This window comes from Fischerella sp. PCC 9605, from assembly GCF_000517105.1.
Lineage (GTDB): Bacteria > Cyanobacteriota > Cyanobacteriia > Cyanobacteriales > Nostocaceae > PCC9605.
This window is the reverse complement of sequence record NZ_KI912149.1, coordinates 1,349,291-1,375,324: the sequence shown is the minus strand read 5'-3', so window position 1 is coordinate 1,375,324 and position 26,034 is coordinate 1,349,291. Positions and strand designations below refer to the sequence as shown.

The 26,034-nt window shown below is 42.9% G+C and carries 27 protein-coding genes; 8 read left to right on the top strand and 19 right to left on the bottom strand.

Features of this window, described 5'->3' with window-relative positions:
- Positions 1-69: 69 nt before the first annotated feature.
- On the top strand, positions 70-984 hold the full coding sequence (locus FIS9605_RS0120990) for a branched-chain amino acid transaminase (protein ID WP_026734346.1): 915 nt from the start codon (positions 70-72) through the stop codon (positions 982-984).
- Positions 985-1,205: 221 nt separating this feature from the next.
- Here the strand turns inward: FIS9605_RS0120990 and FIS9605_RS0120985 are convergent, their stop codons facing one another.
- The 4 genes from FIS9605_RS0120985 to FIS9605_RS0120970 form a co-directional block, all read right to left on the bottom strand.
- Positions 1,206-1,928 carry an NPCBM/NEW2 domain-containing protein gene (locus FIS9605_RS0120985; RefSeq protein WP_026734345.1) on the bottom strand — a complete coding sequence of 241 codons (723 nt, stop codon included), beginning with the start codon at positions 1,926-1,928 and terminating at the stop codon, positions 1,206-1,208.
- Positions 1,929-2,069: 141 nt separating this feature from the next.
- The gene (locus tag FIS9605_RS44250) at positions 2,070-3,260 is read right to left on the bottom strand and encodes a GUN4 domain-containing protein (protein ID WP_051470088.1); all 1,191 of its coding nucleotides are present in this window, start codon (positions 3,258-3,260) and stop codon (positions 2,070-2,072) included.
- A 452-nt stretch (positions 3,261-3,712) separates the two neighbouring features.
- On the bottom strand, positions 3,713-4,606 hold the full coding sequence (locus FIS9605_RS0120975; protein WP_026734344.1) for an alpha/beta fold hydrolase: 894 nt from the start codon (positions 4,604-4,606) through the stop codon (positions 3,713-3,715).
- A 10-nt stretch (positions 4,607-4,616) separates the two neighbouring features.
- Positions 4,617-5,981 carry a cytochrome P450 gene (locus FIS9605_RS0120970; protein WP_026734343.1) on the bottom strand — a complete coding sequence of 455 codons (1,365 nt, stop codon included), beginning with the start codon at positions 5,979-5,981 and terminating at the stop codon, positions 4,617-4,619.
- A 15-nt stretch (positions 5,982-5,996) separates the two neighbouring features.
- Here FIS9605_RS0120970 and FIS9605_RS42905 point away from each other — a divergent pair, with 15 nt between their 5' ends.
- From FIS9605_RS42905 to FIS9605_RS0120940, 5 genes are all read left to right on the top strand, one after another.
- Positions 5,997-6,155 carry a hypothetical protein gene (locus tag FIS9605_RS42905; RefSeq protein ID WP_155960477.1) on the top strand — a complete coding sequence of 53 codons (159 nt, stop codon included), beginning with the start codon at positions 5,997-5,999 and terminating at the stop codon, positions 6,153-6,155.
- A 203-nt stretch (positions 6,156-6,358) separates the two neighbouring features.
- The gene (locus FIS9605_RS0120960) at positions 6,359-6,676 is read left to right on the top strand and encodes a carbon dioxide-concentrating mechanism protein CcmK (RefSeq protein ID WP_026734342.1); all 318 of its coding nucleotides are present in this window, start codon (positions 6,359-6,361) and stop codon (positions 6,674-6,676) included.
- Between the two features lie 131 nt (positions 6,677-6,807).
- Positions 6,808-7,158, top strand: coding sequence for a carbon dioxide-concentrating mechanism protein CcmK (locus FIS9605_RS0120955; RefSeq protein WP_026734341.1), 351 nt, complete (start codon positions 6,808-6,810; stop codon positions 7,156-7,158).
- Positions 7,159-8,160: 1,002 nt separating this feature from the next.
- The gene (locus FIS9605_RS0120950; protein ID WP_026734340.1) at positions 8,161-9,336 is read left to right on the top strand and encodes a HetZ-related protein 2; all 1,176 of its coding nucleotides are present in this window, start codon (positions 8,161-8,163) and stop codon (positions 9,334-9,336) included.
- 265 nt (positions 9,337-9,601) lie between these two features.
- Positions 9,602-10,819, top strand: coding sequence for a hypothetical protein (locus tag FIS9605_RS0120940; protein WP_026734338.1), 1,218 nt, complete (start codon positions 9,602-9,604; stop codon positions 10,817-10,819).
- 103 nt (positions 10,820-10,922) lie between these two features.
- Here FIS9605_RS0120940 and FIS9605_RS0120935 read toward each other — a convergent pair whose 3' ends face one another.
- The 9 genes from FIS9605_RS0120935 to FIS9605_RS37665 all read right to left on the bottom strand — a co-directional run bounded on the left by FIS9605_RS0120935 (position 10,923) and on the right by FIS9605_RS37665 (position 17,692).
- Positions 10,923-11,225: a DUF2288 domain-containing protein gene (locus FIS9605_RS0120935; protein WP_026734337.1), complete on the bottom strand. Its 303-nt coding sequence runs from the start codon at positions 11,223-11,225 to the stop codon at positions 10,923-10,925.
- Between the two features lie 160 nt (positions 11,226-11,385).
- Positions 11,386-12,423 (bottom strand): AI-2E family transporter, encoded by a 1,038-nt coding sequence (locus FIS9605_RS0120930; RefSeq protein ID WP_026734336.1) that lies wholly within the window; start codon positions 12,421-12,423, stop codon positions 11,386-11,388.
- A gap of 225 nt (positions 12,424-12,648) precedes the next feature.
- The gene (locus FIS9605_RS0120925) at positions 12,649-13,287 is read right to left on the bottom strand and encodes a lysophospholipid acyltransferase family protein (protein ID WP_026734335.1); all 639 of its coding nucleotides are present in this window, start codon (positions 13,285-13,287) and stop codon (positions 12,649-12,651) included.
- A gap of 303 nt (positions 13,288-13,590) precedes the next feature.
- Complete coding sequence (locus tag FIS9605_RS0120920) at positions 13,591-13,848, bottom strand: BrnA antitoxin family protein (protein ID WP_026734334.1); 258 nt, start codon at positions 13,846-13,848, stop codon at positions 13,591-13,593.
- Between the two features lie 2 nt (positions 13,849-13,850).
- A complete protein-coding gene (locus FIS9605_RS0120915) occupies positions 13,851-14,171 on the bottom strand; it encodes a BrnT family toxin (RefSeq protein WP_331280971.1) in 321 nt (106 codons plus the stop codon).
- A gap of 390 nt (positions 14,172-14,561) precedes the next feature.
- Positions 14,562-15,458, bottom strand: a complete 897-nt coding sequence (locus tag FIS9605_RS0120910) for an aminoglycoside phosphotransferase family protein (protein WP_197036100.1) — start codon at positions 15,456-15,458, stop codon at positions 14,562-14,564.
- Positions 15,459-15,612: 154 nt separating this feature from the next.
- Positions 15,613-16,449 carry a CPBP family glutamic-type intramembrane protease gene (locus FIS9605_RS0120905; RefSeq protein WP_026734331.1) on the bottom strand — a complete coding sequence of 279 codons (837 nt, stop codon included), beginning with the start codon at positions 16,447-16,449 and terminating at the stop codon, positions 15,613-15,615.
- 231 nt (positions 16,450-16,680) lie between these two features.
- Positions 16,681-16,968, bottom strand: coding sequence for a hypothetical protein (locus FIS9605_RS46675; protein WP_051470087.1), 288 nt, complete (start codon positions 16,966-16,968; stop codon positions 16,681-16,683).
- 10 nt (positions 16,969-16,978) lie between these two features.
- Complete coding sequence (locus FIS9605_RS37665; RefSeq protein ID WP_442854718.1) at positions 16,979-17,692, bottom strand: hypothetical protein; 714 nt, start codon at positions 17,690-17,692, stop codon at positions 16,979-16,981.
- Between the two features lie 50 nt (positions 17,693-17,742).
- On the opposite strand from FIS9605_RS37665, the gene FIS9605_RS45390 reads away from it, so the two are divergent.
- Positions 17,743-17,895 (top strand): hypothetical protein, encoded by a 153-nt coding sequence (locus tag FIS9605_RS45390; RefSeq protein WP_231510407.1) that lies wholly within the window; start codon positions 17,743-17,745, stop codon positions 17,893-17,895.
- On the opposite strand, the gene fabD is transcribed toward FIS9605_RS45390, so the two are convergent.
- The 3 genes from fabD to plsX form a co-directional block, all read right to left on the bottom strand.
- Positions 17,884-18,762: an ACP S-malonyltransferase gene (fabD, locus tag FIS9605_RS0120895; RefSeq protein WP_026734330.1), complete on the bottom strand. Its 879-nt coding sequence runs from the start codon at positions 18,760-18,762 to the stop codon at positions 17,884-17,886. The two genes, FIS9605_RS45390 and fabD, sit on opposite strands and share 12 nt — an antisense overlap.
- An 81-nt stretch (positions 18,763-18,843) precedes the next feature.
- A complete protein-coding gene (locus FIS9605_RS0120890; protein ID WP_026734329.1) occupies positions 18,844-19,836 on the bottom strand; it encodes a beta-ketoacyl-ACP synthase III in 993 nt (330 codons plus the stop codon).
- A gap of 125 nt (positions 19,837-19,961) precedes the next feature.
- Entirely contained in the window at positions 19,962-21,005 is a 1,044-nt protein-coding gene (gene plsX / locus FIS9605_RS0120880) for a phosphate acyltransferase PlsX (protein WP_035139982.1), read from the bottom strand.
- 996 nt (positions 21,006-22,001) lie between these two features.
- Here plsX and FIS9605_RS0120875 point away from each other — a divergent pair.
- Positions 22,002-23,324, top strand: a complete 1,323-nt coding sequence (locus tag FIS9605_RS0120875; RefSeq protein WP_026734327.1) for a D-alanyl-D-alanine carboxypeptidase — start codon at positions 22,002-22,004, stop codon at positions 23,322-23,324.
- Between the two features lie 259 nt (positions 23,325-23,583).
- On the opposite strand, the gene FIS9605_RS0120870 is transcribed toward FIS9605_RS0120875, so the two are convergent.
- From FIS9605_RS0120870 to FIS9605_RS0120860, 3 genes are all read right to left on the bottom strand, one after another.
- Positions 23,584-23,988 (bottom strand): helix-turn-helix domain-containing protein, encoded by a 405-nt coding sequence (locus FIS9605_RS0120870; protein ID WP_026734326.1) that lies wholly within the window; start codon positions 23,986-23,988, stop codon positions 23,584-23,586.
- 81 nt (positions 23,989-24,069) lie between these two features.
- Complete coding sequence (locus FIS9605_RS0120865; protein WP_026734325.1) at positions 24,070-24,372, bottom strand: type II toxin-antitoxin system HigB family toxin; 303 nt, start codon at positions 24,370-24,372, stop codon at positions 24,070-24,072.
- Between the two features lie 345 nt (positions 24,373-24,717).
- Positions 24,718-25,884 (bottom strand): hypothetical protein, encoded by a 1,167-nt coding sequence (locus tag FIS9605_RS0120860; protein ID WP_026734324.1) that lies wholly within the window; start codon positions 25,882-25,884, stop codon positions 24,718-24,720.
- Positions 25,885-26,034 lie beyond the last annotated feature (150 nt).

The following is a 26,034-nucleotide window of genomic DNA, read 5'->3' as shown; positions in this document are numbered from 1 at the left end:
CGTCCTGAGCAAAGCGAGGGAGCTAAGTTCACAATCCATTACCCAAAGATACAGTCTGTAATATTGCTCATGTACAATTTTTTACCATTCGCTTACTTTCAAGATAAATTCGTACCTTTTCAAGAAGCAACAATTTCCATTGCTACCCACGCTTTGCACTATGGAACGCTTGCATTTGGTGGCATGCGAGGTATTCCCGATCCGCAAGATCCTACACAAATTTTGTTGTTTAGATTAGACCGTCACTGTCAAAGGTTAAGTCAAAGTGCGAAATTCCTGCACTACAACTTACCAGCCCAGAAAATTCAAGCAGCTATAGTTGAATTTGTAAAAAAAAATCAGCCAACTAATTCCTTTTATATTCGTCCTTTTGTCTTCACCTCAGATTTAGGAATTGCCCCAAGGCTGCATAATATCGATAAAAGTTTCGCTATTTATGGATTAGAATTAGGCGATTATTTATCTCCAGAAGGAGTAAGTTGTCGAATTAGTTCTTGGTGTCGGCAAGAAGATGCGAGTTTTCCACTACGTGGGAAAATTAGTGCAGCTTATATTACTTCTTCTCTTGCCAAGACAGAAGCAGTTGAATCTGGCTTTGACGAAGCAATTTTAATGAATGCTCAGGGTAAAGTCAGTGAAGCCTCTGGGATGAATATTTTTATTGTTAGGAATGGGCAAATTTTTACCCCTGGATTTGACCAGGATATTCTTGAAGGAATCACTAGAGATAGTGTTTTCAAAATCGCTCAAGACCTTGGTATTCAAATCATCGAACGTCCTATAGATAAATCTGAGCTTTTGATTGCTGATGAAGTATTTCTCTGCGGTACAGCAGCCAGAGTTGTTCCTGTAAACAGAATTGAAAACTATTATTTATCAGAACATAGACCAATCACTGAAAAACTCAGGGAAAAACTGACAGCAATTACAGAAAATCGAGAACCTAATTACCGTGATTGGGTATTTTCGATTTCTATTAATTAAGTTATTATAGCGGTTCTCGTTTGAATGAGGTACGCGGGTAGGGGCAATTCATGAATTGCCCCTACTCAATTGGAAACCGCGATAATTAGTCTTTTGTGATTTTTTGATTTATCTTCATACTTACACAAGCAAAGTGTAACCGCAAATTCCGAAAGCACAGACTCTAAAGCATAAGCCGGATTTTTAATTGAAAAATCCGGCTGATTCTATAACTTTTTAGATTAACGTAGACTCGCCTCTACAAATCCAACATAAGGACAATAATAACCCTCTAGACAAGTTGCCTTTATTCCAATACTTTTAGCATTCTGAACATCAATACCTATAGCTTGCTTTGTCGTTACTTTCAGATTATTTGTAGCTACTACTTTATTATCTAGGCTTATTTCAAAAACTATCTGCTCACCTTGAGGAGCATAACGATTTTGACCATTTATACCAACAACTAAATTTAATTGTCGAAACTTAGAGTCAAGAGCACATGATACCGCAGCAGGCTTAAATGAAGAAATATAAGAATTGGGATAACTACCTTCAGTCCTCAAATAAGCAATTTCTGATAAAACTTCCCCACCCATAGCAATTTTTTGTGGTTCACGTTGCTTTACCAAAGGTTTTTCAACGCCAGGAGTAGAACTTAGACATTCCAAATCTAAAAGAGAAACACCATTCTCAACTGGCTCAGTTGTAGCAGTTTGAGCAACGCTGGGAGTAAGTGAAGCAGTAGGGGTTTCGGTAACACTAGGTGTGGGTGAGGCAGTAGGAGTTTCAGCAATACTAGGTATAGGTGTAACAGTAGGAGTTTCGGCAACACTAGGTGTAGGTGAGGCAGTAGAGTTATTTCCTGTAACCGGAATACCCTGTTTGAGAATTACCGCAGTAATGACCGATGAACCTAATGCAGTCGCAGTTAGCATCCCGGTAATCAAATAGATAAAAAGCATGGGATTTTTTTCTTTTTATTCTCATTTCCCTCTTCAGATTTTTGATCGTAATTCGATGCTTTTTTTTGGTCTTTTGAACTCATCTATTTGACTCCTTACAACTAAATATTTAACTGCCAATGCTTGTAACTAAATACAAAATTAGAGTTCACAAGTTTCAATGCGATCGAACAAACAAAGCCCAGCCCAACACCATACCCAACCAAAGGGTTTGGGAAAGCTTGGAACAAAACACCAAGGAACAGCACCTTCCCCAGTCCCCACGCCTGAAAGTAACTCTAATCTCGCTGGAGTTATACCAACAAAGCGCATTGGCAGATGACCTTTGGGTGCATTGAGCGAAAAGGTTAGGTCGGAATATTCCAGCCACTTGCCTTTGTGACGCCAGCCGACGCGGTCGCCCAATAGGAGTTCTGTTTCCCTATCTACTTTGCCGCCAACTTCCAGCCAAATGCGCTTTTGCACGCTAAAGCCAAAGCACCCATCACTGTACTTTACCCACAGAGAGTCAATGGTGCTTAAGTCTTGACAGGCAAATTTTTCAATGTCTTCTATTCTCAGCCAGCGGTATTCTTCTCGAACAGCTAACTTGAGCATGAGATCCGCAGTTTCCCGATCTGCTTGTTTCCACTTCCTCGCTGCCAATAGCTCTCGCAGCCGAGTGTAGTCTATTCCCGACTCAGAACTCAAACCATCAGTCGAAGGTTTTGTATTGATATTGGATATAGGAATCTGCTTAGTTGTATTTGATAGTTCTGTCTTTGCTAGAAGTTTAGGAGTTAGATTCTCTGGAATACCTGCGATTCGGATAACTCTACAGCCTAGTTTATAGGCAAATTCAACAGATTTTCCAGATCCTAAAGCATCGTAAAAACCAACGGCAAATTCAATTGCAGCCCGATCCCCAATCGCCTGACTCATGCCAATGACATAATCAATATGTTGAGCGATCGCCCTTGCTTGAATCTCTGAATAACAAGCATTAAGTACTACACACTTGACGCGATCTGCAAATAACTCAAACAATCCAGCTAGTGCTTCTGCATCTACTGGCTTCGCCCGTCCAATTTCATCCTCAAATACCAAGCCTTCTTCTTTCATTCCATGTCCGGAAAAATGGATAATCTCTGGCTCGACATCCAACATAGAGCGGTGAATGTCTCTGTAGCGTACTGCTTCTGCCGACTCTATCAAAAATTGATTGCCTGCTTTTGACCGTCGTCTTAACCCATCTTTAATTTCCCGCAATTCTTCGCTTAGACGCAGTGGACTCGTGCCTTTTGGGTTCGCTGCCAAAATCAGGATATTCTTAACCGCAGTGTTATTATTCATTCAATAATTTGGCACAGGTATTGGTTACTTACTCGTATAACTTTTTCCTGATATTCCGCAGATAACCGAAAAGATTGATACTATTTTTCATTCACGACACAATCAGTTTCACAAATTAACATTACTTTTACCACGTTCGTGCTTGCACATACCCAACAAGGTAGCAGTTGCTATCGAAAGGCGACAGACTAGTCACTCTATTCCCACCACCAATATCCTTATGTACCCAGATGAGCAGCCTAATGGGTCGCAAATTTTACCAACTGCCCCTAGAACCTCAGCATAACTTTCTAAGTACAATATTGCATAAGTTTACGCGCGAAATTTTTGTACCAAGACTCTGCGCCCCTTTGCGTTTACCTCCGCTACAGGCGTGCGTTTCAAATCGCTACTCTGCTTTTACACAAAGCCATGCTAAGTATATTGACAATACCGATTTTGGTTATCTCCTATCAGTAGTCAGATCGAAACTCTAAAATATGCTGGGCGATAATCTGCGGTTGTTCTAAATGAGGGACATGACCGCAATCTTGAATCCAGATGAGTTTACTGTTGGGAATTGCCCTCTTAAAGCGCTTAGCATCCGTAGTCCCTAAAATTTTATCGGAATCACCCCATAAAATCAGTGTTGGTTGCTGAATTTCTCCCAACTTCTTAAATCTAAAAGCAGTGTAACCACCGCTTTTTGTAAATGCAATTAAAGCTTGATGCCAGTCCGGACATTCTAGATGTAATCCTGCACATAATTGAGCATCAATTGAAGCAAGGCTTTTGTTTTTATAAGCAGCGCGAATAATGCTTTGGCGTACCTTGGGATTACGCAAAAATTGAGCTGCGAAATAATCCAACGGTGGAAACATTAATTTGATGAACGGTGAACTTCCCACCAAACCGGCGCTATCAATTAACACTAACTTTTTGACTAATTCTGGGTAAGTGAGAGTAAAATCAATCGCTGCTGCACCCCCCATCGAAGCACCTACCAAAATGACAGGTTGGTTAATCAGAGTTTTCCAAAAATAATAAAGATGAGTCTTGATTTCAGCAGTTCTAAACTTGATTCCTTTTGGTCTGCTTGTAAACCCAAAACCTAACAAATCTACTGCCCAAGTTTCATTGTGTTCTGCAAGTAATGGCAGGAGGCGACGATATTCTAAAACCGAACTGTCAAAGCCATGAATTAACAGTAACGGCGTACCACCACTACCCCTACGCACGTAGGTTGTAAGAATTGGCTCGGAACTCAGGGGAGTAGCGATCGCTATCTGTTCAATGCTTTGAGCTAGAGCAACGGAGGTAGATTCTGTTAGTTGCCCAACGGCGGCTGAGAGAAAACTAGGAAACATAAATTTTAGTTTACCTTGTTGTCTGCCGCAGTTGCTGAATGTGTGCCCGCAGTTTGTCCTGAATTTTTGAGGGTTGGCGTACTGGCGCAATTGTCTCGCGAACTGGTGTCACCGTCCAGTCATACTGGCGTAGCAGTGTCGCCAAAATAATTTTCATCTCCATTTGAGCAAATTCAAAGCCCAAGCAGCTATGAGGGCCTCCACCAAAGCCTACCAGTGCAAAGGGATGTTTTTTATCTTCTTCACGTGGCGGTGCAAAGCGTTCTGGATCGAAGCGGTCAGGATCGGTGTAAAGTTCTGGTAATCGGTGAGTTAGCATCGGGGAAATATCCACATACCAACCAGCAGGAATACGATAGCCTGCATATTCGATATCTTTAACCACGCCACGAGGAATGCCATAAACTGGGGGATAAAGGCGTTCTGCTTCTTTGAGAACATTGGTCATCTGGGGAAGTTGTTTGAGATGTTCGACTTGCAAAGGCGCATCTCCTACGACTCGATCTAATTCCTCACGCAGGCGATCGCGCCATTCGGGATGAGAACCTAACTCAAACAGCACCCAAGAAATCAGCGTAGCCGTTGTCTCGTGTCCAGCAAACAACAAAAACAGCGCTTGGTCAATTATCTCTGATTCGCTCAACTGATTGCCTTGTTCGTCAGTAGCCGACAACAGCAAATTCAAAACGTCCTTTGACTCCTGCAAATTCTCTTGACGTTGGCGTTTGGCAATGATTTTACGCAGGAAATTCTGCAATTTCTGCCGCGCCTTCTGAGAACGACCATATAAAGTAAAAGGCATATTCCACCGCAAGATTGCCAATCGTGCTGCAACCAGTGTTGTAAACCACTGACTAGTTTGCTCAACTTCACTCTCGGTTTGACTTCCTAGAAACAAGCGGCTAGCAACAGTTAAGGTGAGGTGGCGAAAATCTTGAGTTAAGGGAATAGTGCCTCGCTTGCCCCAATCTTGGAGAAAGTTTTGCACAATACTTTGGATTGTCTCAAAGTAGGAAGCGATCGCCCGTCCATGAAAAACTGGATACATCAAGCGACGACTAACACGATGTTCCGCCCCATCTTGCAACAGTATCGCTTTACCAAACATTGGTTCCAAAAAAGCCCAACCCAAGTGTGATGAAAGACAATCTGCCACCTCCTGCAACACTAATCGATTAGCATCAGAACCAATCAAAAAAGCAAAATTTTGCCCCAAAATCCGTGTCTTGAAAACCGGGCCATAGCGCCGGTAGTGTTGCCAATAAAAAAGTTCCTCGTTCCGGAACAAATCCAGACCTTCACCCAAGAATGGCAAACCATACCTGCCAGGCATTTCTGACGGTGATTTTAGCTGCTGCACCAGTTGCACAGTCATGTTGGAACCCTCCACATGTCAGAGTTTATTTTTAGCCTAGTACAAGAAGGCAGCTATGCCAGAGGCAAGGGGCATCGGGCATCGGAAAAACAAGAGGGTGAAGGGGAAAAGGGGAGCGTAAGCGCCCTTGGAGGTTCCCGAGGCAGTGCGCCCTTGCGCTTCGCCGACTTGTAGACGCGCAGCGGCTTCCGCAGGTAGCACCTGCCGTTCCGTTGTAGCGACTGGCGTGAAAGGTTAAAGGTTAATAAATTCCTTTACCCTTTAACCTTTAACCTTTACCCAATCCCCAATCCCCAATCCCCAATTCCCCATTTCCATCTGTTGTGAAGCCGCGTAGAATAAATATCACACTGCCCGAACTTTTGGAGAGTCAAGCCATGCCATTGGCGGTTGGAGTAATTCAAACTTTAGGTTTTCCTGCTGTACTGGCAGCAGCAGACGCGATGGTAAAAACTGCCGAAGTTACTCTTGTATATTATGGTCTAGCAGAAAGCGCTCAGTTTGTAGTTGCCGTCCGGGGACAAGTAGCGGAAGTAAGAAGAGCTATTGAAGCAGGTATAGAAGCTGGAAAACAAGCTCAAGGTAGTGGCGGGAAGGTCATCACCCACTACATCGTTCCTAACCCTCCGGAGAATGTGGAAAGCGTTCTACCTATCCATTTCACCAAAAAATCAGAACCGTTCCGCATTTTCTGACGCGATTCTAAAGTGTTCATTTCACTAATATGCAGGAAAGTCAAGATGATAAACCTATATAAAATATGTAGGAACCTTCGTACAATTAGTTGGTAGCGCCACATACGATTTACTGATATAGGAGATAACCAATGCCACTACAGGCAGTTGGATCAATTGAAACTAAGGGTTTTCCTGCCGTGTTGGCGGCAGCAGATGCGATGGTGAAAGCTGGTCGAGTCACCCTCGTAGGATATATAAGAGCTGGTAGCGCTCGCTTTACAGTTAATGTGCGGGGTGATATTCAAGAGGTAAAAACTGCTGTAGCTGCTGGTATAGCAGCTGTAGAACAGGTTCATGGTGGAACCCTAGAAACTTGGGTGATCATTCCTCGTCCTCATGAAAACGTTGAAGCTGTTCTGCCTATTGGCTTCTCAGAGGAAGTAGAACAGTATAGACAAGCAGTGGAAAATCCGATAGTACCAAGACCCGGTATTCGCTAATTTCCAGAGTCAATAGTCCAGAGTCAATAGTCAAAACATTAACTATTGACTAATGGCCATTGACTATTCACAGAAACTTGGATGGCACAGTTGAGTTCGTTCAGTAAACTGTATCATTGAAAATAGCGATCGCTCAATCCACATCCAGGCTTAATCAAATCTATTTAAAAGTACCCTGAAGGGTACTATGAAATTTTCAATAAATTTTTCAAAATAATCTCGTATGCTACTGTCTCTTTCTCAAACAAGATTTTGAGGACGAGGAAAAGTAGTCTTGCTAAATAAATGCTATGAATCAATGTAGCAATATATTTTTGCTTTCTCTATTCACATGTTGCAGCAATTGCAACAGCCAGGAATCAGCAGCCCCACCCTCGTTACCAGGTTGAACTTGGTAACGACAGAGTCTCTGGCTCTTATAGAGAATGCTGCGGAATCGTAATTATAGCAAGTTTTATAATACGAGTTGCAAAAATATACGTAAATTTATTGGTTAAATGCAGAATTTTTGTACTCAATATTAATCAATTACACATTTAATCTATGTAATACCCATGTTTTCCAATTTTTAATTTTCAATTTATTAATTTTTAATTGTTTTGGGGACTCCCACAGGAGTGAAACCAAAAGAGCTAAAACAGCGTCTACATACAGGGAAATCATAATTTGCCATGCGAATGGGGGCAAATGTCAGCCTTTTCTAACTTCTCATCGGCCAAGGAGCGTCCCCATCCACTCTTAGTGAAACACTTTTTCTGAGTTGAAAAATGAATGTAGTTTATAAAAGTTAAAAATCTGGGACAGTGGGGAAAGTTGCTCACAGACTTTGATTTCCAGGAATATGAGATCGGAAACTTTCATGCAAGTGCAGAAACTCCTGCATAAAACCAGTGAGTCAGAACGTAATAAAAGTAGAATCACTGAGATGTCTGGACTGGACATCTGGTAATTGGGGGCAACTGCCAATCAAAAAGTTGAGTGGGACAACAAACGGGGGTTGTGATGCAAACTTTAAAACAGGGTTTCGAGGAGCGCAATCTCACTATGGCTTCTGAGGCAGACAAAATAGCACAGTTCTGGCACAAGCGTCTAGCCCAAGAGTGTCCAGAACAACCTGCGGCCAATAGAGAAAGCGTGGTTTACTGGCTTTTAGGAAGTAACCAAGAGCGGTTTGATCAGTTCAACCCCAAGGAATTGGAAATTGCCAAACAAGCGATGGAATATCGCTGGAAGATATTACATCAACGCTATTTAGGCAAAGGACGAGAAACTGCTTATCGCAATTTAATCACTCGTTTAGGCAGTTTGGTGACATTGCGGCATAAAATTCAGACGTGGGTTGCCCTCAGCCGCGATCGCCAACGGAGTGTGTTAGATGTTCTGCAAGAAGTCATTCAAGAATTGCTGCAAAGTGATAATTACATGCAGCAGCAAATGGCTTTTATTTCTGAATTTACGACCGATCCCCGATTGCGGAATGCACTACTGTTTGCCAGCACAGAAGAATATTGTTTGCGACCTGTACGCAATCAACCGCTGCTCGTGTATCGTTTTGTAAATTACTTACGTAGAACCCAGCGTGGCGGCCTAACTCAAGTGCCTGGTAGTGACATGATTCGGCTAGTCTCGGAAGAGATTCTTACAGACGACAGTGACAACCGGGTGAACTTGGTCGATAGCCAAGCGATCGCAGAATATCAAGAAGCACAAGAACTAGAAGAACAGCAGACGCTGCGACAGTCAGTCAAACAGGAATTTGAAGATTACTTACAAGAAAATCTTGGGCAAGAAGCTGTTGAGTGGTTGCGCCTATACCTGCAAGGCAAATCCCAAGATGCGATCGCCAAAAAATTAAACAAGCCGATTAAGGAGGTTTATCGGCTTCGCGAAAAAATTAGCTACCACGCCGTGCGTGTTTTCGCTCTCAAAGATAAACCAGAACTAGTCGAATCTTGGCTGCAAACATCTTTGCAGGAGCATAACTTGGGACTGACACCAAACCAACTTCAGCAGTTACACGAAAAATTGACGCCGACTCAGCGGCAGATTTTAGAACTGCGAAGGGCTGGCAATAGCATAGAAGAAGTAGCCGAAAAGCTAAAACTCAAAAGCCATCAGGTAATGGGTGAATGGACTAAAGTCTATCTAACAGCCCAAGCTTTGAGAACCCAAGAGTAAGGTATTGGGAGTGGTAAGACAAGGGAGAGAGGGGGAGTGGGAGAACCGGAGGTGGGGAGGTGGGGAGATGAAAAGTCACGCATTCACACATTCAAAAGTCAAAAGTCAAAATTTTTGAATTTTGAATTCCGCGAAGCGGTTCGCCCCATCACCCCATCCCTCCTTGTCCTCCTTCCCTTAATTTATCTAAAGGTGATGATTTATTTACTGTCCAAAAACTTAAAGGCAGAATAGTATATAAAGAAACATCAAGCAATCAAAGCCTATGTTGTCTTCAGAGGGCAAACCAACTGATACAGAAGCCAGTGCTCAGCAAGAAGTGCTATCCGATACACTAACGCAGTGGGAGCAAAAACTGGAACGCGAGCAAATATTCCGGCTGATTGAGAGTCTTTTGTCTTTTGAAGCTTGCCTCTACCATCAAGTTTTGCCCTTAAAAATAGAAGACAACAGCTTGTTCTTGGGTATGGTCAATTCAGAAGACAGTGCGGCGCTTAATTACGTTTGTCGGATTTTGTCTTATATTAATTGCAAATTGATACCTCTACCAATCACAGGCGATAACCACCGCAGCATACTCTCTGAATATCTCAACTATAAAAATACATCCCAATTGAAAGTTCCACAACAGCCTCAAGCTTCGGTGGCAACTGGTCAAGAACAAAGCACACTCAAAGATTTTGAGCAAATTCTTGCCTCTACAAATATCCACTTAGAACCAAATCAACAACCAACAGATTTCTTAGCTCAGCCACCAACTCCTGAAAATTCCCTTTTGCATTCAGATTCTCCCATCAACGCTGACTCTAATGCTACCACACACCCCAAAACAGAAGTACAGCAGGAGCATACTGTAGACTCACCAACTCTCAGTAAATTACCTGTTTTATCAGTGCCAGTTCCAGAGGAATTCACGCCTGTAGAAGTGCTATTGACATTACCACCAAAAAAATTACTGGAAGAATTATTAGGGCGAGTATTAGCTGGAGGAATTGGTCGGCTTTACTTAGAAAGGCTTCCTTACACTGGCAGGATTCTGTGGAGTGAAAATGGAGTTTTGCAGTCAGTATTAGAAAAAGTGCCCCTGTCTGGCTTTCAGGGGGTAATGAATGAATTAAAACGATTTGGTTCTCTTCCTGTGATTACACTCGCAGAACCAAAACAAGTAGAGAGAGAATGCTTGTATCAACAAGACCGTTTGTTACTGCGCTTGCGAGTCATGCCAGGAATGTATGGCGAAGAGGCAACATTACAGGTACTGCGAGGAGCAGCGTTAAAATTCTATCAACAACAACAGTTAACACGCCTTAGCCGCGACGCTTTGGGTATTTCTCAGCAACTCAGCTACAAATTGCATGAATTGCAAGAAAGGCTTCTCCTTAACCGCAGTGTCAATTCGAGTCAGCTAGAGAGTTTTAATGCTCTCAATCAGCTCTTGCATAATTTAGACCATCATATCAAAATGCTCTCGGTGGAAACTTAAGAGCCACTCACAAAATCGCAAACCTGCCAAGCAGTTGTGGCTGCTTACCAGTGAACTGAGTGCCAGAGGTTATTGAAGCTTGCTTGTGCAGGCTTTTATTGGCTTAAGCGGCGAATTTTTCTTGCACGAGTACAAAGGGCTGCACAATCAGAGTATTAAACCGCTTAGTGCGATCGCTATTCCATTCACCCAATTGGTCTAAAGAAGGTTTGGTAATTAATGCCTCATCAATCCAGTTTTGTACTTCCAAAACGCGATCGCTAGCAATGGCTACCCCCACTTCCAACAAATCTAATCCTGCTGCTACCACAATTACTGCATCTCTCTGTGCATGGGGAATTAACCACTCCCATTCAGCCTCATCCAGGTTTTCTGTTAATTCTGCTCTTAAATCTTGATTAGTCATTAGTCATTATTTTATATTCATTAGTTACTATACTAGACAAATTTACAGAAAGCATAGCCACTTTTTAAGCTAATTTAAAGGAAAACTACTAATCAATATGTACATATACAGAATATTTTTTGATTTTTACTAGCAAAAACTTTTGACAAATGACCAATAACTAAACTTCCGATTTCATTTCATCTATTTCAAACATAGAAACAATAACACCAGCGATAGGAATTGAAATAAAAATACCCAGTAAACCTGCTACTCTTGCACCTACTAGTAATGCAAAAAATACAACTACAGGATTCAGATTCAGTGCACCTTGCATAATGCGAGGTGCAATTAAGTTATCTTGGATTTGCTGAAGTACAATGCAAGCTACCAGTACTTTTAGAGCCAACCAAACGCCATGAGATAACACAATTAATGTAATGATGCTGATTCCTAATGTTGCACCAATACCAGGAATTATATCGACTAACCCGACTATCACTGACAGTATCAATGCAAATGGAACTTTTAATAGTAAGAAAACAATAAAAGTTGTACTTGCCAGGAATAAAGTTAATAGTAACTGACCCCGAAAAAATCCTAAAAATTTACGTCTGATTACAGTTGTAAACCTGCTACGTCGTTGCGGAGGTATCTGTTTAATTAAAAAATACCAAATTTTTTCTCCATCTAGCAACATGAAGAAAGCGATAACTGCAATTAATATAAAGGTTAAAAAATTAGTTAAAATAGATTGTAAAATAGCCAAGCTAGATACAATACTGGTTATAGCTTGATTGCGTATTTGATCTTCAATTACAGTTAAATCAAGTTGAATGTTACGTTTATTTAATAACTCTTCTATTCGCTCTAAAAGAGGTACTAAAGAATTGAGAAAAGCACTAACACTGTCAATTAATTGTTGTCCTTGAGATAAAACAGTCAAGCCAACAGTAACTGCTAGACCTCCAATAATTACGATACTAACCAAAAAAACTACAAAAACTGCTAAACCGTGGGGTAAAAAACGCCGCAGCCATTGTACGGGATAGCTAAGCAAAAAAGCTAAAATAGCAGCAAATGTAAAAATAACAATGACTGGTTCAAAGTAAGCTAAAAGTTGGATTATTGCCCAACCAGAAGCAACTAAAAGCAAAAATCGAACTAAGGCAAGGTTGTTTAGTCGCGACCAAAAATTGTTTGCTCCAAAGCTACTCATAAGTTATTTGGCGAGAGCCTGATAATAGTTAAATTTTTAATTGGTTAGTGGTTGTAGAGACGTGCCATGGCACGTCTCTACAGTGGTTAGTGGTTAGTGGAGTAGGACTACTAACTAGCTAACAACCAACAACCAACCATCAACAATCAACATTTAACTTATAGACTTTCAGTGCCAAGAACCACTTCCTTAGTGCATATTTCCTGTCTACTCTATCTATCTTTTTCATCGCCCTAACTCATGCAGGGCATTGATCGCCACAGCACATTTTTGCGTTAGCGCTTCTAATTCCTCTTTATCTGTGGAACTGGGTGGTTCAATCAAATCGCCAATTCTCACCGTTACAGGAACTGCACGAGGAAGCAGCGCGCCTTTTTGCTCAATTTCCTGCGTACCCCACAAACAAACTGGCAATAATGGTGCTTTTGCCTTTGCAGCAATCAGTGCTGCGCCTCGCTTCGGATCTGTAACGCGTCCATCTAGGGTGCGAGTACCTTGTAAAAAAACACCGACAGCCCATCCTTCATCAAGATATTTGAGGGCTGCACGAATGGCGGCGCGATCGGCACTACCCCGACTGACTGGATAAGCACCATATAATTCAATTGCTTGTTTCAAAACTGGAATTTTAAACAGTTCTTCTTTGGCCATGTAAGCCACAGGACGGCGTACACAGTTGGAAATAATCGGTGGATCGTAGTTACTAGCATGATTGCTTACCACTACTAAAGGCCCGCTGAGGGGGACTTTTTCTGCACCATAAACTTTACCCCGAAAATAAACGCGCAACATGGGGTTAACGACAGACCACTTAAAGGCGTGGTAGAGTAAAAGACTTGCGAATGGTTCGCGACTTTTGGTCACAGAAGATAATTGAAATCAGACAGAATTTCAGGATAAGCGATCGCTACTACTTTTGATCGTTAAAGTTAGTTATTGGATCAATTACCACTTATCTGTGATGTTAGCAAGTTATTTTAGGGCGATTATCCCGCAGCAAACCAGCCAGTAACTTGAGATTAAACACAAAAAGATAACTTTGCGGTTACATCCCCACAGTCTCGGTAGTATAAGGTTCCTGTTGAGCAGCTACCAGACTCTTTTGCAAAACGACCGAGGTTTACCGCCAGTCCGCTCCAGCAAGGTTGTTAGCCCTCAGCAAGTACCTTATCGCTCAATACGCTTAAGTTCTTCGCGAATGACTCTGCGTAAGGTTTCCTCCAAAGGCTCACGGCTTTGCTGAATATACTGTCGCAAGGCTTCATTAATTAAGGTTTGGTAGTTTCCTCCACCTGCTAAATGAACTTGCTCACGAAACCACGTTAGAACCTCATCATCTAACCGAATTGTGATGCGAGTTTTTCCGGGTGGGGTTGGGTCGATAGCCCCTCGCTTACCTTGACTAAAATCATATTCTGCTTTCATGACTATCCCTCCTCGTATTGCTGTCGTTCTTGCCGAGTTGCTTTGCGGGCAGAAATAAGGCGAATTTCATCGTCCCGTAGCGTGTAGACAACCACCAAAACTCTGCCAAATGCATCGTTACCGATCGTGACGAACCGTTCTTCGTCAAACTGATCGTCTGGAATAGTAATTGCCAGATCATCTGAGAAAACGGATACTGCATCAGCGAAGTCGATACCATGCTTGCGAAGATTGGCCGCTGCCTTATCCCTATTCCATTGGTAAGCCATCTCAATTATAGTATGTACACCTGTACATACTAACAGGACAAGCTCTGATCGCATTCGTTTGCTCTGTTTGACTAATAAAAAATCTATTATTGAGTGTGCGATCGCCTATTTCTCGACTGACTAGGTAAGCGCTGTCAGATAATTCAGACAAAATGAAGGATCGGCGATCGCCACTACTTTTGATCGTTAAAGTTAGTTATTGGATCAATTACCACTTATATCTGATGTTAGCAAGTTGTTTTAGGGCAATTGTCCCGCAGCAAACCAGTCAGTAACTTGAGATTAAACACAAACAGATAACTTTGCAGTTACATCCCCACAGCCTCGGTAGTATAACGTTCGCGCTCATTGGACGCAGATGACCTCACAAATGCGTGTGTGCATCAGCATAATGTGGTGTCGCCACCGGAACGGTTTTTCTTGAGCATGTTGATGTGTCATGTATCATACGGCGTGCTCATAATCGGCAAGCACTTCATCAATTACGCGTCGGGCCTTTCCTGCTTCTAAGGGATTGGTATCTATGTGTTCGACAAGTGTAATCAGGGCCTTCCACAGTGCCCAGCCACGGGCTCGCGCCCAGGTTGCGTCATCAACTGGAACAGCTGTGCGGAAAGCTTCCCGGCTTTCCCCTTCCAAGAGTGTCCACGCAATCGTCAAGTCGCATGCGGGATCGCCGACGCCCGAACACCCAAAGTCGATGACGACACTTAATTGCCCCCTTTTGACGAGCAGGTTCGCTGCACTGACATCTCCGTGGAACCAGACGGGTGAGCCGTGCCATGTTGCCTTGAGGGCTGCTTCCCACACCGCGGTCACTGCGTCGGTATCAATCTCGCTGTCTAAGTTTGCAACTGACTGCCGGGTATCCGCGTCATAAATTGTCAGCGATCCGCCCCGAAAAAAGTTGTGCGGCCCAGGTGGTGGGCCGCCCGCTGGATCAATCTGCTGTAGGGCGGCAAGGAATTGAGCCAGCGCGATCGCGAATTGGCGAAGATCGGCGATGCGCTCAATAGCGGCGTTCTCGCCTTCGAGCCAGCGATAGATAGACCAATGCCAAGGATACCCATCGCCGGGGACACCCATCGCCAGAGGGACAGGGATTGGCAGCGGTAGAAGTGGCGCAAGTTTCGGCAACCATCGGTGTTCCTTTTCCACTTGCGCGGAGTACCTTTCGGCACTCGGAAGTCGCACAGACATGTCCTCGCCAAGATGAAAGGTTCTGTTGTCCACCCCACCGAATGCAACTGGCTTGATCGGAAGGTCTGCCCACTGGGGAAACTGCGCGGCGACCAACTGTTCCACGAGAGATACGTTGATGTCCACTTTTGCGACAGGCATGTCACCAGAGTGCATAAGAACTGTTCGCTTATCTTGTAGTGCCAACAATACATGAATACTACACAATACAGGGCGTCAAGGGCGTAGTACAAGGGCGTAGTACAACTTTTTTGAAAAGGGAGAGAGAATTATAAGGGTTGTTGTGCGCGATCGCTTACCATACAATTTCCCTATTAAATCTTAGGCACCACAATGCAGCAATCCACACAATCACAATGCCCGCAATTCCCATAAATCCACCATAAATTGGAGAGGAAATGGCAACTATGAGCACGGCAGGTCCAATCATTTGTGCGTTGAGTGTACCATGCAGTAAAGTCGAAACAAAGACACTACCCGAGCCTAGACGAAAGTATCCCAATATGATCCACACTCCAGTAATAAATGGAAAGATCAGCAGCAATCCCGTAACCCTATGACCTGGGTATGCTTGACCAACTAGAACCAGGGGAATGTGCCAGACTGAACCGAGTAAGCCGGAGATAATGAGAGCATGACGCCGACCTAAAGGTAGCAAATTTGGCAGGACATAACCGCGCCATCCGATTTCCTCTCCTAAAGCAAAGAAGCTGAGCAGCAGAGGTAAAACAAAAAGAGAGAACAGCATGAAGCCGATGATACCAACTGGCTCAGGAGATAAGCTCACGAAGCCCAGCGATTTTGCTCGCACAGCAATATCGCTCCAAGAACGAGCCACAGTCCCCCAACCCAACAAAGCACTTATGGCAAATGCACTTATGAAGAGCGCAATGGCAGTTACCCATGCCTTGAAATACCAGTAAAAGGAAGAAAACCGGAAGCCAGCATCTGTCCATTTTTCTCGACGGAACCAGCGAATTAGCAACGTGGCGATAGCAGGTGTAAATTGCCCAACCCAAGCTGATAGCGTTAGACTTACTCCTCCTGTTAACCAGCCAAATATACTGGCTACCATAAGCCATCCGGCTAGAAATACCGTTGCCAGCAGAGTCGTTAGAAACGCTTGAACCATGCGAGCATTTTACCGTGACTCGATAACACCAGCTAACTCTTTATTATACTGACGATTTCTCTATATGTAATTGCTGACTGTTTTAGTAACTGGAATGTAGAACTCATACTTCATAATATACAGAATTTCCTATACACCAAAAATATACTAGATACTTCCGCATAATTACTTAATATATTATAAATATTCAACCGTTTGACTAATAAAAATCTATTATGAGTGGGCGATCGCTCATTGGTGTGAAGTTAAGGCATCAGCCCAGATGTCAAGCGACCTTGCAGCGTTACGTCGATGTCGTTGGCGAACAGCTTTAACCAAGCCCATAGAACGCTGATGCTCTACGAGCCAAGGAATAAGTTGTAGTTGTGAATTGTGCGATCGTGCGCGATGGAAAAAATATAAACTGCGGAAAACCATTTCTACTGAAATACGTTCTAAGGGCTGTTGCAAAGCTACAGCGACATCAGCAGACAAATCATTGAGGACAGCATAGAAAATCCATGTAGCATATATTTGCATCTGCACACCATTAGTACCGCCAACCCACAGATAAGATAAACCCAACAAACGTTTTGTCAGTAAAAATGCATCTTCGCTCTGGCAACAATTGTGTTATTTCTTGCCACCATTTGGTTTCGTTACGTTTGGCATCAGCGTCGAAAAATGCAGCAACCGGGCGATGGCTAAATGCTTCCACTACCATCAGCATCTTCCCTCCTAAAACTGCACCTGTTTTTTGTTGAAGTTGTCCCAAATGTTTTTTGACTGCTTCTAAAGTCGATGCATCCGCAATCCACACTGCACCAAACCTGGAAGCTACCGATGCCCACATTGGTGCAACTTCATTTCTGTTTTTCTTGGCTGCTAGACGCTCTATTACTTGCTCAAACAGCTTGAGCAATAGGTGGGCGGGCAAGCTCTCCAGGCGATTAGTTGTGGCTTGCCGACTCACAGAAATTGCCTCAACCCACAACAATCCTTCAACTTCTAGGTAGCGCAGCACATCTGTGAAATAATGTATTTCTCGGTACACTAAACTCAGTACTATTACTGCCATCACGGGTAGAGTTAGTACGCGATCGCGCAAATTCCGGTCTTTGTCTTTAACATCTTTGAGATTGGCAAATGTTCCTGGACTTAATAGCTCAATCAACCGTGATTCTATCTCCTCACTTGTTGGGGCTCTTGAAGTTACCCGATGTCGAAAGTCTGGATTTCCTTGTTTCTTCCGTGGCTTAGTCATGGCTATTCTCAACACCATTGTGTTGAGTTTAACCATTGAGTTTTACCTAGTTGACAAGTTTCTATTTTTCTTCACTTGACACCAATGGCGATCACTTCACCCCTGAACCACAACCATTGTCCCTTCTGTGGCAAGCAAGAGTTTTTGCGATCGCTTCTCCAATTTTCCAGGCAGCAGAAGTTAAGAAAAATTTAAACAGGTAATTCAGCAAGATTACGGACATTTTCTAATATTAAGCCAGGACTGGTGCGTTTAACTAAACCAGTTAATACATTACCAGGGCCAATTTCCACTACTCGCTCTATACCATTTTCTGGTAATGCTAGTGAAATTTCTCGCCAGCGCACTCCTCCTATCATTTGTTGTGTCAGTCGCTGTTTTAAAACTTCTGCCTTGACGGCGGGAACAGGCTCTACATTTGATAAAATTGGCACATTAGCATCACGAAATTCTACCGAGGCTAAAACATCTTGAAATTCTGTTGCTGCTACTGCCATTAAAGGTGAATGAAATGCGCCAGAGACTTTTAAAGGAATCGCACGTTTTGCCTTTACTTGGGTCATTACTGCTTCTACAGCTGCTGGTGTGCCAGAAATGACAACTTGTACAGAACTGTTATCATTTGCCACCACTACATCAGGAGTTTCAGCAATGACTTTTTCTAGTTTTTCACGGTCGAAATTCATTAGAGCTGCCATCATCCCACCAGCAGCGGTTTCCATGAGTTCGGCACGACGCTTCACCAAACGCAACCCTGCCGACCATTCAAACACGCCAGCGACATAAAGAGCAGTGTATTCTCCTAAACTATGGCCGGCAACTAAATCTGGTTGTTCTTTTTTTTGGAGAAGATCGGCGAGAATACTTTCTACTACGTATAGACAAGGCTGAGTGTAGAGGGTATGTGCTAGCTTGTCGGCATCATTTTGACAAATTTCAATTACAGACCATCCCAAAATTTCTTCGGCTTGGGCAAACTTATCCTTTGCCGATGGCACATCTAGTAAATCTATTCCCATTCCCAGTGATTGGGAGCCTTGTCCAGGAAATACCCAAGCGGTTTTAGTCATTGGTCATTCGTCATTAGTCATTGGTCATTCGTCATCAGTTATTAGTCATTCGTCATTAGTAAAAAAACAAAGGACAAATGACTATCGTCCCCATTGAAAAATAGCCGCTCCCCACGTCAGCCCAGCACCAAAACCTGATGCGACAATGATGTCATCGACTTTAATTTTGCCCTGTCGCACAACTTCATCAAGAGCAAGGGGAATAGAGGCGGCAGAGGTGTTGCCATAGTAGGCAAGATTACTGATAACTTTATGTTCTGGAATATTCAGGCGCTGGGCAACGGCGTCGAGAATACGTTGATTGGCTTGATGCAATAGTAGCCAGTCTACTTGCTCTACACTCAGGTTGGCACGAAACAAGGCTTTGTCAATAACTTCTGGAACTTGCTGTACGGCAAAGCGATAAACTTCTTTGCCATTCATCGTAATGGGCTGGAAGTTACCTTTACCAACACTAACGCCTGGGATCAGTTCTGTGGACTCAGGTGTATAGGGAAGGTTGAGACAATCGTTTTGAGTGCCATCACTTCTAAGTTCAAATCCTAGTAAGCGATCGCTCTGGTTTGCCTGCAATACTACCGCCCCAGCACCATCGCCGAACAACACGCAGGTACGTCGATCTTGCCAGTCCACCCAACGAGAGAGAATGTCTGCTCCAATCAGCAATACATTTTGATATACGCCAGTTCTGATAAATTGGGCAGCTGTAACTAGTCCAAACACAAAGCCGGAGCAAGCAGCCGTCATATCAAATGCTACTGCTCTTGTTGCTCCTAGTTTTGCTTGAATTTGACAGGCACTACCAAATAAATCATCGGGCGTAGAAGTTGCCAGCAAAATCAGATCCAACTGTTGCGGTGTAATTCCAGCCATTGCGATCGCCTGACTACTGGCAGCAGTGGCAAGATCTGCCAAAGATTCACCAGCTTTCGCCAAATGCCGTTGACGAATTCCTGTTCTCGTGCTGATCCACTCGTCTGATGTTTCAACTAGTTCCGTCAGCCCCTGGTTATCTAGGAAAGTAGCTGGCAGCGCTGAGCCACTTCCTGTAATTGCTATTCCTATTGTTTCCACTCCGGTTTCTCCCAAGCTATCAGCTTTTTGTCATTGGTCATTTGTTTAGTTGTTAGTTGTTTGTTGCTAGTTGTTTGTTGTTTATTCCAACCAACCATCATCAACCAACAAATAACAAAATTTGACTATTGACTACTTTCGGGCTGTAGTTGCCCGGAGGATTGATTTTGATATTGAGACTGGATTCTTTGCAGCACCTGGTTGTCTACAGCTTCTTTTGCTAAGCGAATGGCATTAAAAATCGAAGGTGCTTGGGAGCTACCATGACCAATAATACAAATGCCGTCTACACCTAAAAGCAAAGCACCTCCGTGTTCTGCATGGTCTATTCGCTGTTTAATCCGCTTTAAATTCGGTTTTAAAATTGCTGTACCAACTTGACCTTGTAATCCTTGGGGTAACTCTTCTCTAATAATTTGCAGCATCACTTCTCCGACCGCTTCGGCAAATTTCAACAACACATTGCCTACAAAGCCGTCACATACTATCACATCAAACTGACCGGAAAGTACATCGCGTCCTTCAGCATTGCCAATAAAAGCAATTTGAGAATTTTCCCGCAGCAGTTGATGGGCGCGAACAGCTGCATCATTACCTTTGCAGTCTTCCTCACCGATGTTCAACAAACCTATTTTTGGTTCAGGAACACCCAAGACGTACTGACTATATATCGATCCCATAACTGCAAACTGCTCTAAAAATTTTGGACGGCAGTCTACATTAGCGCCAACATCAAGTATTAATACTTGCTTGCTGGCTACCATCGTGGGAAACACCGCACCAATTGCTGGTCGGTCAATTCCGGGCAGTCGTCCCAAACGTAGCAAAGCTGCTGCCATTGCTGCGCCTGAGTGACCGGCAGAAATCACACCATCTGCCTGTCCCTGCTTGACTAAATCCATCGCCACGTTAATCGAAGCCTTGGGCTTGCGTCTGACACCGCTCAAAGGCTCCTCATCCATCGCGATCGCGTCCTCAGCCGGAACGATCTGCACCTGCGCCAAATTTATTTTTGGTGGCAGGACTGCTTCAATTTTTTGGGGATCACCCACCAACAAGACTTCCACACCCAATTCTTCTCGTGCTCGCAGTGCGCCAGCGATGATTTCACCGGGTGCGTGATCCCCTCCCATTGCGTCAATTGCGATCCGTACGCAAGTCGATCCCATTGCTCAGAGCTTCTAGAAACCTTACAAATTTTACCAGATGCCTTTGCTGAAATTAGTAGATTTGTGGCTGCTAAATCACATTCTTCAACTCAAGGTACAAGTCAATAGTATAAAGTATGAAGCAAACCTACGGATAAACCCAAGGTTTGTATCTACTTTATCCTCTAGCTTTTATCCTTTATGTTTTCAACAAAAGAACTGACAAGCCCAACATAGCACGAATTACTCCCCTCTCTTACTGAAGAAATTACGTACCATACTGATTTTTTGAGACTGGAGAGATTTGTTGTTTGTTGTTTGTTGTTTGTTGGTGGTTAGTGGGCAAGAGGCAATGGGCATAGGAAAAATCAGTACTTCAATTCCCAATCCCCCATTCCCAATTCCTCACGCCTCATTCTCCACTCCCTAATAAAAAATTTGCCTGATTGGAGCTTGATTTCTGGAAGATATGGGAAAGACAATTTATATTTCCTTACCACAGTATGGATATTAAATTGTTATCAAGTCAAACTTGACTTGATTGCAGTATTAGTACTATAGTTATTTTTCACACAATAAATACTGTATTTTCTTGGACAACAATGTAAATTAGCAGTCCATCTTAAAAACCTTTAATACATCAAAATAGTATCACTATTTATGTATTTTTACATCTATTTTCACTGAAATAAAAATATTTTTTATACATAGTTTATATTGGAGAGCTTTTATATTTTTATATAATGCTATTTTTATTTACTTTGATTTGTGTATTTGTGTCTGGGCAGAGTAATAACTGAGAAGCGGCAATATGAATAAACACTGCCAGATACAATCTTTTTTACCTGTGACAATAGGATGATTGTTTTTTTATACTAAAACTTTGTTACGCATTCCGCGTTGGTGTGCCAAAATCAACAGTTATGAATAAATTACTTAAAGCTAAGCAGCTTGCAGTACTTATATAAAATCTAACAAAAAAGCGAAGTGGCATATTTGCGTAGAGAGGAGTGAAGAATGCTGGAATTAATTGGATCGGGTTTGATTTCAATTTGGCTCGAAATGGCTGGGGTGAAGGTTAAGCCTGTAGATCCTTTGGATATGTTAGCTTGGCAAAGTAGTCCCGGTTTGATTCTTGCCTCCGATCCAAATCCAGCTGGAGTCACTACAGTGCAGCAGTACCTAAAGGGGCTGGCAACATCGAAATTAGTGACGGCGAACTTAGTCCAGAATCAAGGAATTTGGATACAGTCGGGACCAATGCTGATGGCTAATCACCAAGGTACGACTCCTTTGCCTGCTGCTTCCTTAACTAAGATAGCCACCTCTCTAGTCGCCTTAAAAAGGTGGGGATCAGACCATCAATTTGAGACTTTGATCGGTGCAACTGGACCAATACAAAATGGGGTATTACAAGGTGATTTAGTCGTTATGGGTGGTGGCGATCCTTTATTTGTTTGGGAAGAAGCGATCGCCCTTGGTAATACTCTCAACAAAATGGGCATCAAGAAAGTCAAAGGAAATTTGGTAATTACTGGTAATTTCGCCATGAATTTCCAACGGCATCCGTTGCTAGCAGGCCAGTTACTCAAGCAAGCACTAAATTACACCACTTGGCCCCGTGGGGTTGCTTTTCATTACTATCTCATGCCTAAAGGCACACCCAAACCGCAAGTTGTCATTGCCGGTACTGTGAAAGTAGAAGCGCAACCAAAACCGCAACAAACTTTGCTGGTGCGTCACCGTTCCTTGCCTATGCAGCAACTAATCAAGGAAATGAACGTTTTCAGCAACAATGAGATGGCAGAAATGCTAGCGGAATCAGTAGGGGGTCATACTGTTGTACAGTCAACGGCTGCCCAAATGGCGAGGATACCAGAGTCAGAAATTCAATTAATCAACGGTTCAGGGCTGGGAGTCGAAAATCGCATTTCTCCCAGGGCTGCCTGTGCAATGTTAATGGCGATTCAACAGGAAGCACTCGCACGTGGGCTGAATTTAGCAGACTTGTTTCCCACGTCCGGGTTCGATCAACGGGGAACTTTGCACGCCAGACACATTCCGACTGCCACTGTGATTAAAACTGGCACTCTCAACGATGTTAGTGCTTTAGCAGGAGTTATGCCCACACGCGATCGCGGTTTGGTTTGGTTTGCTATTATCAACCGCGGCCCCTACGTACCAACTTTCCGGGCTGAACAAGACAAGCTGCTGCAACGTCTTTTACAGCAACTACAAATAGTTCAGAGTGTTCCTCCTGTTCTCACTCCCCACTCACCCATCAACTCTGTGCCGCGACTGGGTGCAGTCAGTCGTAATGAAGTTTTGTTTAAAAGTTAGTTAATAGAATTAAGTCAAGTACTCCGCACCGTGCTGATGAGCCGTTGTCCGTCCGGTGCGGCAAAGCGTTAGCTATTTGCTGTGCGGTTTGGTTGCTTACAAAGATCGGTTGATTATGACTCAATACGGTTCAGTTAAGGTTTTGATCCCCCCTAACCCCCCTTGAAAAGTGGGGAATTAAGGTTTTGAAGCCCCCCTTTTTAAGGGGGATTTAGGGGGATCTTCAATAATCAAGTTCTGCTAACTGAACCGTATTGGATTATGACTGACTAAAAAAGACAGATGGGGAGACGTTGAAAAATTCAGCTAATTTTTCAATGTGTTCCACAGTTAACTTACGCCGACCATTAAGAATTGCAGACACAATTGACTCGGTTTTGAAAACAGGAACTAAGTCTTTTTGCTTGAGATCAAGTTCATCAATTAATGCCTTAAGCAACTCAACCCCGTTTAGATCTGGAATTTGTATATATTTTTCTTCGTATTCATGAACAAGAATGCCCAACAAATTAAGATAGTCCTGTTTGTCTGATGTTATTTCACCAGAGTCGAGTAAAGCATCTATGACTTCTTGAACTGCAAGTAATTCTGCCTCTGATTTGATTGGGCGAGGCGGAAACTTTTGTAAAAGTTCAATATAACTATCAGATTCAGTAGCGAACATATTTCCTTTTCGCCCGTTGACGGCGGCGTCCCGGTGACATATTACTATTACGTCGGTTAATAGCGGCGACCTGTTAGTTATCTACTCATACCAGTCATCCTTTTTCCAATCATCCTTGTCATACTCTGCGTGAGTAAGAATATTACGGATGAATACCTTCTGGTATGTGTAATCAATGAAAGCAATCAAGCGATATTTATTACCACCAATATTGAAGACTGTGAAATTGCCAACTTGATCGGCAGAGGCAAAGACTTCGCGTAACTCTACAAAATTCTGCCAACCAGCAGTAACTGTAAGCTTGTACCAAAGGAGCAAACTAGTTTTAGAATCAGAGTGCTTCTCCCAAAACTCTACAAGGCGAGAGCGAGTAATAACATGCATAGCCAATATTCATACAATTGGGGTGAAAGCAGGGCATAATAAACCTCCAAAAGATACGTAGCCACTTGGTTACTACAGTTATCTGACCACTCGGTCAATCGCGATCGCTTGCCACTTGGCTACTTACAGTCAAGGAAATCTTAGCAAATTGCGAAGTTGCTTGCAATATTGTAGAAAACAGCAAATGCTCTTTAGGCAACTTTGAAGCTCAAGTCCATACACTCAGTTCAGAGATTCTGACAACGGTTCGCTTGAGCGGCTGCAAGTAACTTCAAACTCAGTACCAGCAGCTTTCGGTAGTCCGCTCCAAGCGAATTGTTATCCCGCTCCGCACTACACAAAGGACTACCAATCCATATTTGTATGCATATCTTCAAGATATGACTGATGCTCTATGAAATATTCCATATCCTCTTCACAACTCAAAGCTGCTTTTAATTCTTTCCGGCTTCTCTCGTCAAGGTACAAGTTTAAACCAGCATCAATATATTGAAACGCCAGCTTAAAACTTCCACTTCTTAGAAGTGCATCACATTCATCGAGTGTTGTACAAATCTCCTTGAAGTCTGAATGGGTGATCGGCAAATTTGGAAATCGAAACCGACTTTCGTCTTTTGCAAGGCTGGCTGGAATTGAGCCTAAGCCTGGAACTTGGACGAAAAAGGTCTGTCCTTCATAATCGAAACCTCCATGTGCGAGCGTATTTCTCCACTTTCTTTTGATCTGCTTCAACTTCTCTAGAACAGTTCGTTCAGCTTCATTGGCTGGAGGTTCGCCAAAGACTCTTTGAAAGCTTTTTTCCCAACTACCTCTCACAAATTTCAAGATATCTTCTTGACAGGGATCAAAATCAGTGAATGGAAGGAGTAAAACAAGGTTATGTTCAAGAGCACTAAAATAGGCATCAAGAGATGCAGAAGCCAAGAAAAATCCTTCTCTATGAGCTTTGTTAAAGTTATTATAGGTATTTACAAAATTTTCAAGGGAATTGCTAGTAGATATGGAATCCTCTTTATCAACAGTCTTGGTGTGAATGGATTGCTGCTCAAATCTTAATTCTGCTTGTTTCCGCAGAAAAATATATCGTTCTTTGAATAAGTACAATTTATTCTCAATTGATATTTGACCATTTGAAAAATAAGTCTTAACTAAATCCTGAAAAGCTTCATTTGCCACAGTAAGAGCATTCTTTAGCAGTACTAGAGAGTCTTCTAATATCTTGGTATCTTGCTTGTCTTTAACCCCGAGTTGCAAACCAAATTTCAAGTGTGCAGCAAACATTAGTTTGTCTCGAAAACTGAAATAGGCTATCCAAGCCATCTTTTCTCGGGGTCGATTAATTGGAACACACCCCAAACAATGGACAAGCATGAGGTAAACCATAAAAGGGGGTGGCAAAAAAGGATTAGGAAAAGGATTAGGAGAAGTGACAAGCCACTCACCACTCAAGTTTTCGGGTTCTTCAGGATTTAGATCTTCAAATATTTTCCGTAGCTCATCATGCTCTGACATTATTCCTCAAGCATCTCCTAATCAAAAGAGAGCGATTAACTAGTTCGATCCTAGCCTAGCAACTGATGATTGGTAGGGAACATAAAGAGAGTTACGGTTGATCAGAGGAAACACTCAGTAATCACTATCGAACTACCGAAGCGATTGCTT

Coding starts and splice junctions, on each gene's coding strand:
- FIS9605_RS0120865 (WP_026734325.1), bottom strand. CDS start 24,372: ATGCATGTTATTACTCGCTCTCGCCTTGTAGAGTTTTGGGAGAAGCAC.
- FIS9605_RS37665 (WP_442854718.1), bottom strand. CDS start 17,692: ATGACTAAGCCACGGAAGAAACAAGGAAATCCAGACTTTCGACATCGG.
- FIS9605_RS0120970 (WP_026734343.1), bottom strand. CDS start 5,981: ATGACTGTGCAACTGGTGCAGCAGCTAAAATCACCGTCAGAAATGCCT.
- FIS9605_RS42905 (WP_155960477.1), top strand. CDS start 5,997: ATGTCAGAGTTTATTTTTAGCCTAGTACAAGAAGGCAGCTATGCCAGA.
- FIS9605_RS46675 (WP_051470087.1), bottom strand. CDS start 16,968: ATGCAAATATATGCTACATGGATTTTCTATGCTGTCCTCAATGATTTG.
- FIS9605_RS0120985 (WP_026734345.1), bottom strand. CDS start 1,928: ATGCTTTTTATCTATTTGATTACCGGGATGCTAACTGCGACTGCATTA.
- FIS9605_RS0120930 (WP_026734336.1), bottom strand. CDS start 12,423: ATGAGTAGCTTTGGAGCAAACAATTTTTGGTCGCGACTAAACAACCTT.
- FIS9605_RS44250 (WP_051470088.1), bottom strand. CDS start 3,260: ATGAATAATAACACTGCGGTTAAGAATATCCTGATTTTGGCAGCGAAC.
- FIS9605_RS0120975 (WP_026734344.1), bottom strand. CDS start 4,606: ATGTTTCCTAGTTTTCTCTCAGCCGCCGTTGGGCAACTAACAGAATCT.
- FIS9605_RS0120910 (WP_197036100.1), bottom strand. CDS start 15,458: ATGCCTGTCGCAAAAGTGGACATCAACGTATCTCTCGTGGAACAGTTG.
- FIS9605_RS0120935 (WP_026734337.1), bottom strand. CDS start 11,225: ATGACTAATCAAGATTTAAGAGCAGAATTAACAGAAAACCTGGATGAG.
- fabD (WP_026734330.1), bottom strand. CDS start 18,762: ATGACTAAAACCGCTTGGGTATTTCCTGGACAAGGCTCCCAATCACTG.
- FIS9605_RS0120940 (WP_026734338.1), top strand. CDS start 9,602: ATGTTGTCTTCAGAGGGCAAACCAACTGATACAGAAGCCAGTGCTCAG.
- FIS9605_RS0120920 (WP_026734334.1), bottom strand. CDS start 13,848: ATGAAAGCAGAATATGATTTTAGTCAAGGTAAGCGAGGGGCTATCGAC.
- FIS9605_RS0120870 (WP_026734326.1), bottom strand. CDS start 23,988: ATGTTCGCTACTGAATCTGATAGTTATATTGAACTTTTACAAAAGTTT.
- FIS9605_RS0120960 (WP_026734342.1), top strand. CDS start 6,359: ATGCCATTGGCGGTTGGAGTAATTCAAACTTTAGGTTTTCCTGCTGTA.
- FIS9605_RS0120915 (WP_331280971.1), bottom strand. CDS start 14,171: ATGCGATCAGAGCTTGTCCTGTTAGTATGTACAGGTGTACATACTATA.
- FIS9605_RS0120990 (WP_026734346.1), top strand. CDS start 70: ATGTACAATTTTTTACCATTCGCTTACTTTCAAGATAAATTCGTACCT.
- FIS9605_RS0120950 (WP_026734340.1), top strand. CDS start 8,161: ATGCAAACTTTAAAACAGGGTTTCGAGGAGCGCAATCTCACTATGGCT.
- FIS9605_RS0120955 (WP_026734341.1), top strand. CDS start 6,808: ATGCCACTACAGGCAGTTGGATCAATTGAAACTAAGGGTTTTCCTGCC.
- FIS9605_RS0120875 (WP_026734327.1), top strand. CDS start 22,002: ATGCTGGAATTAATTGGATCGGGTTTGATTTCAATTTGGCTCGAAATG.
- FIS9605_RS0120860 (WP_026734324.1), bottom strand. CDS start 25,884: ATGTCAGAGCATGATGAGCTACGGAAAATATTTGAAGATCTAAATCCT.
- FIS9605_RS0120905 (WP_026734331.1), bottom strand. CDS start 16,449: ATGGTTCAAGCGTTTCTAACGACTCTGCTGGCAACGGTATTTCTAGCC.
- plsX (WP_035139982.1), bottom strand. CDS start 21,005: ATGGGATCGACTTGCGTACGGATCGCAATTGACGCAATGGGAGGGGAT.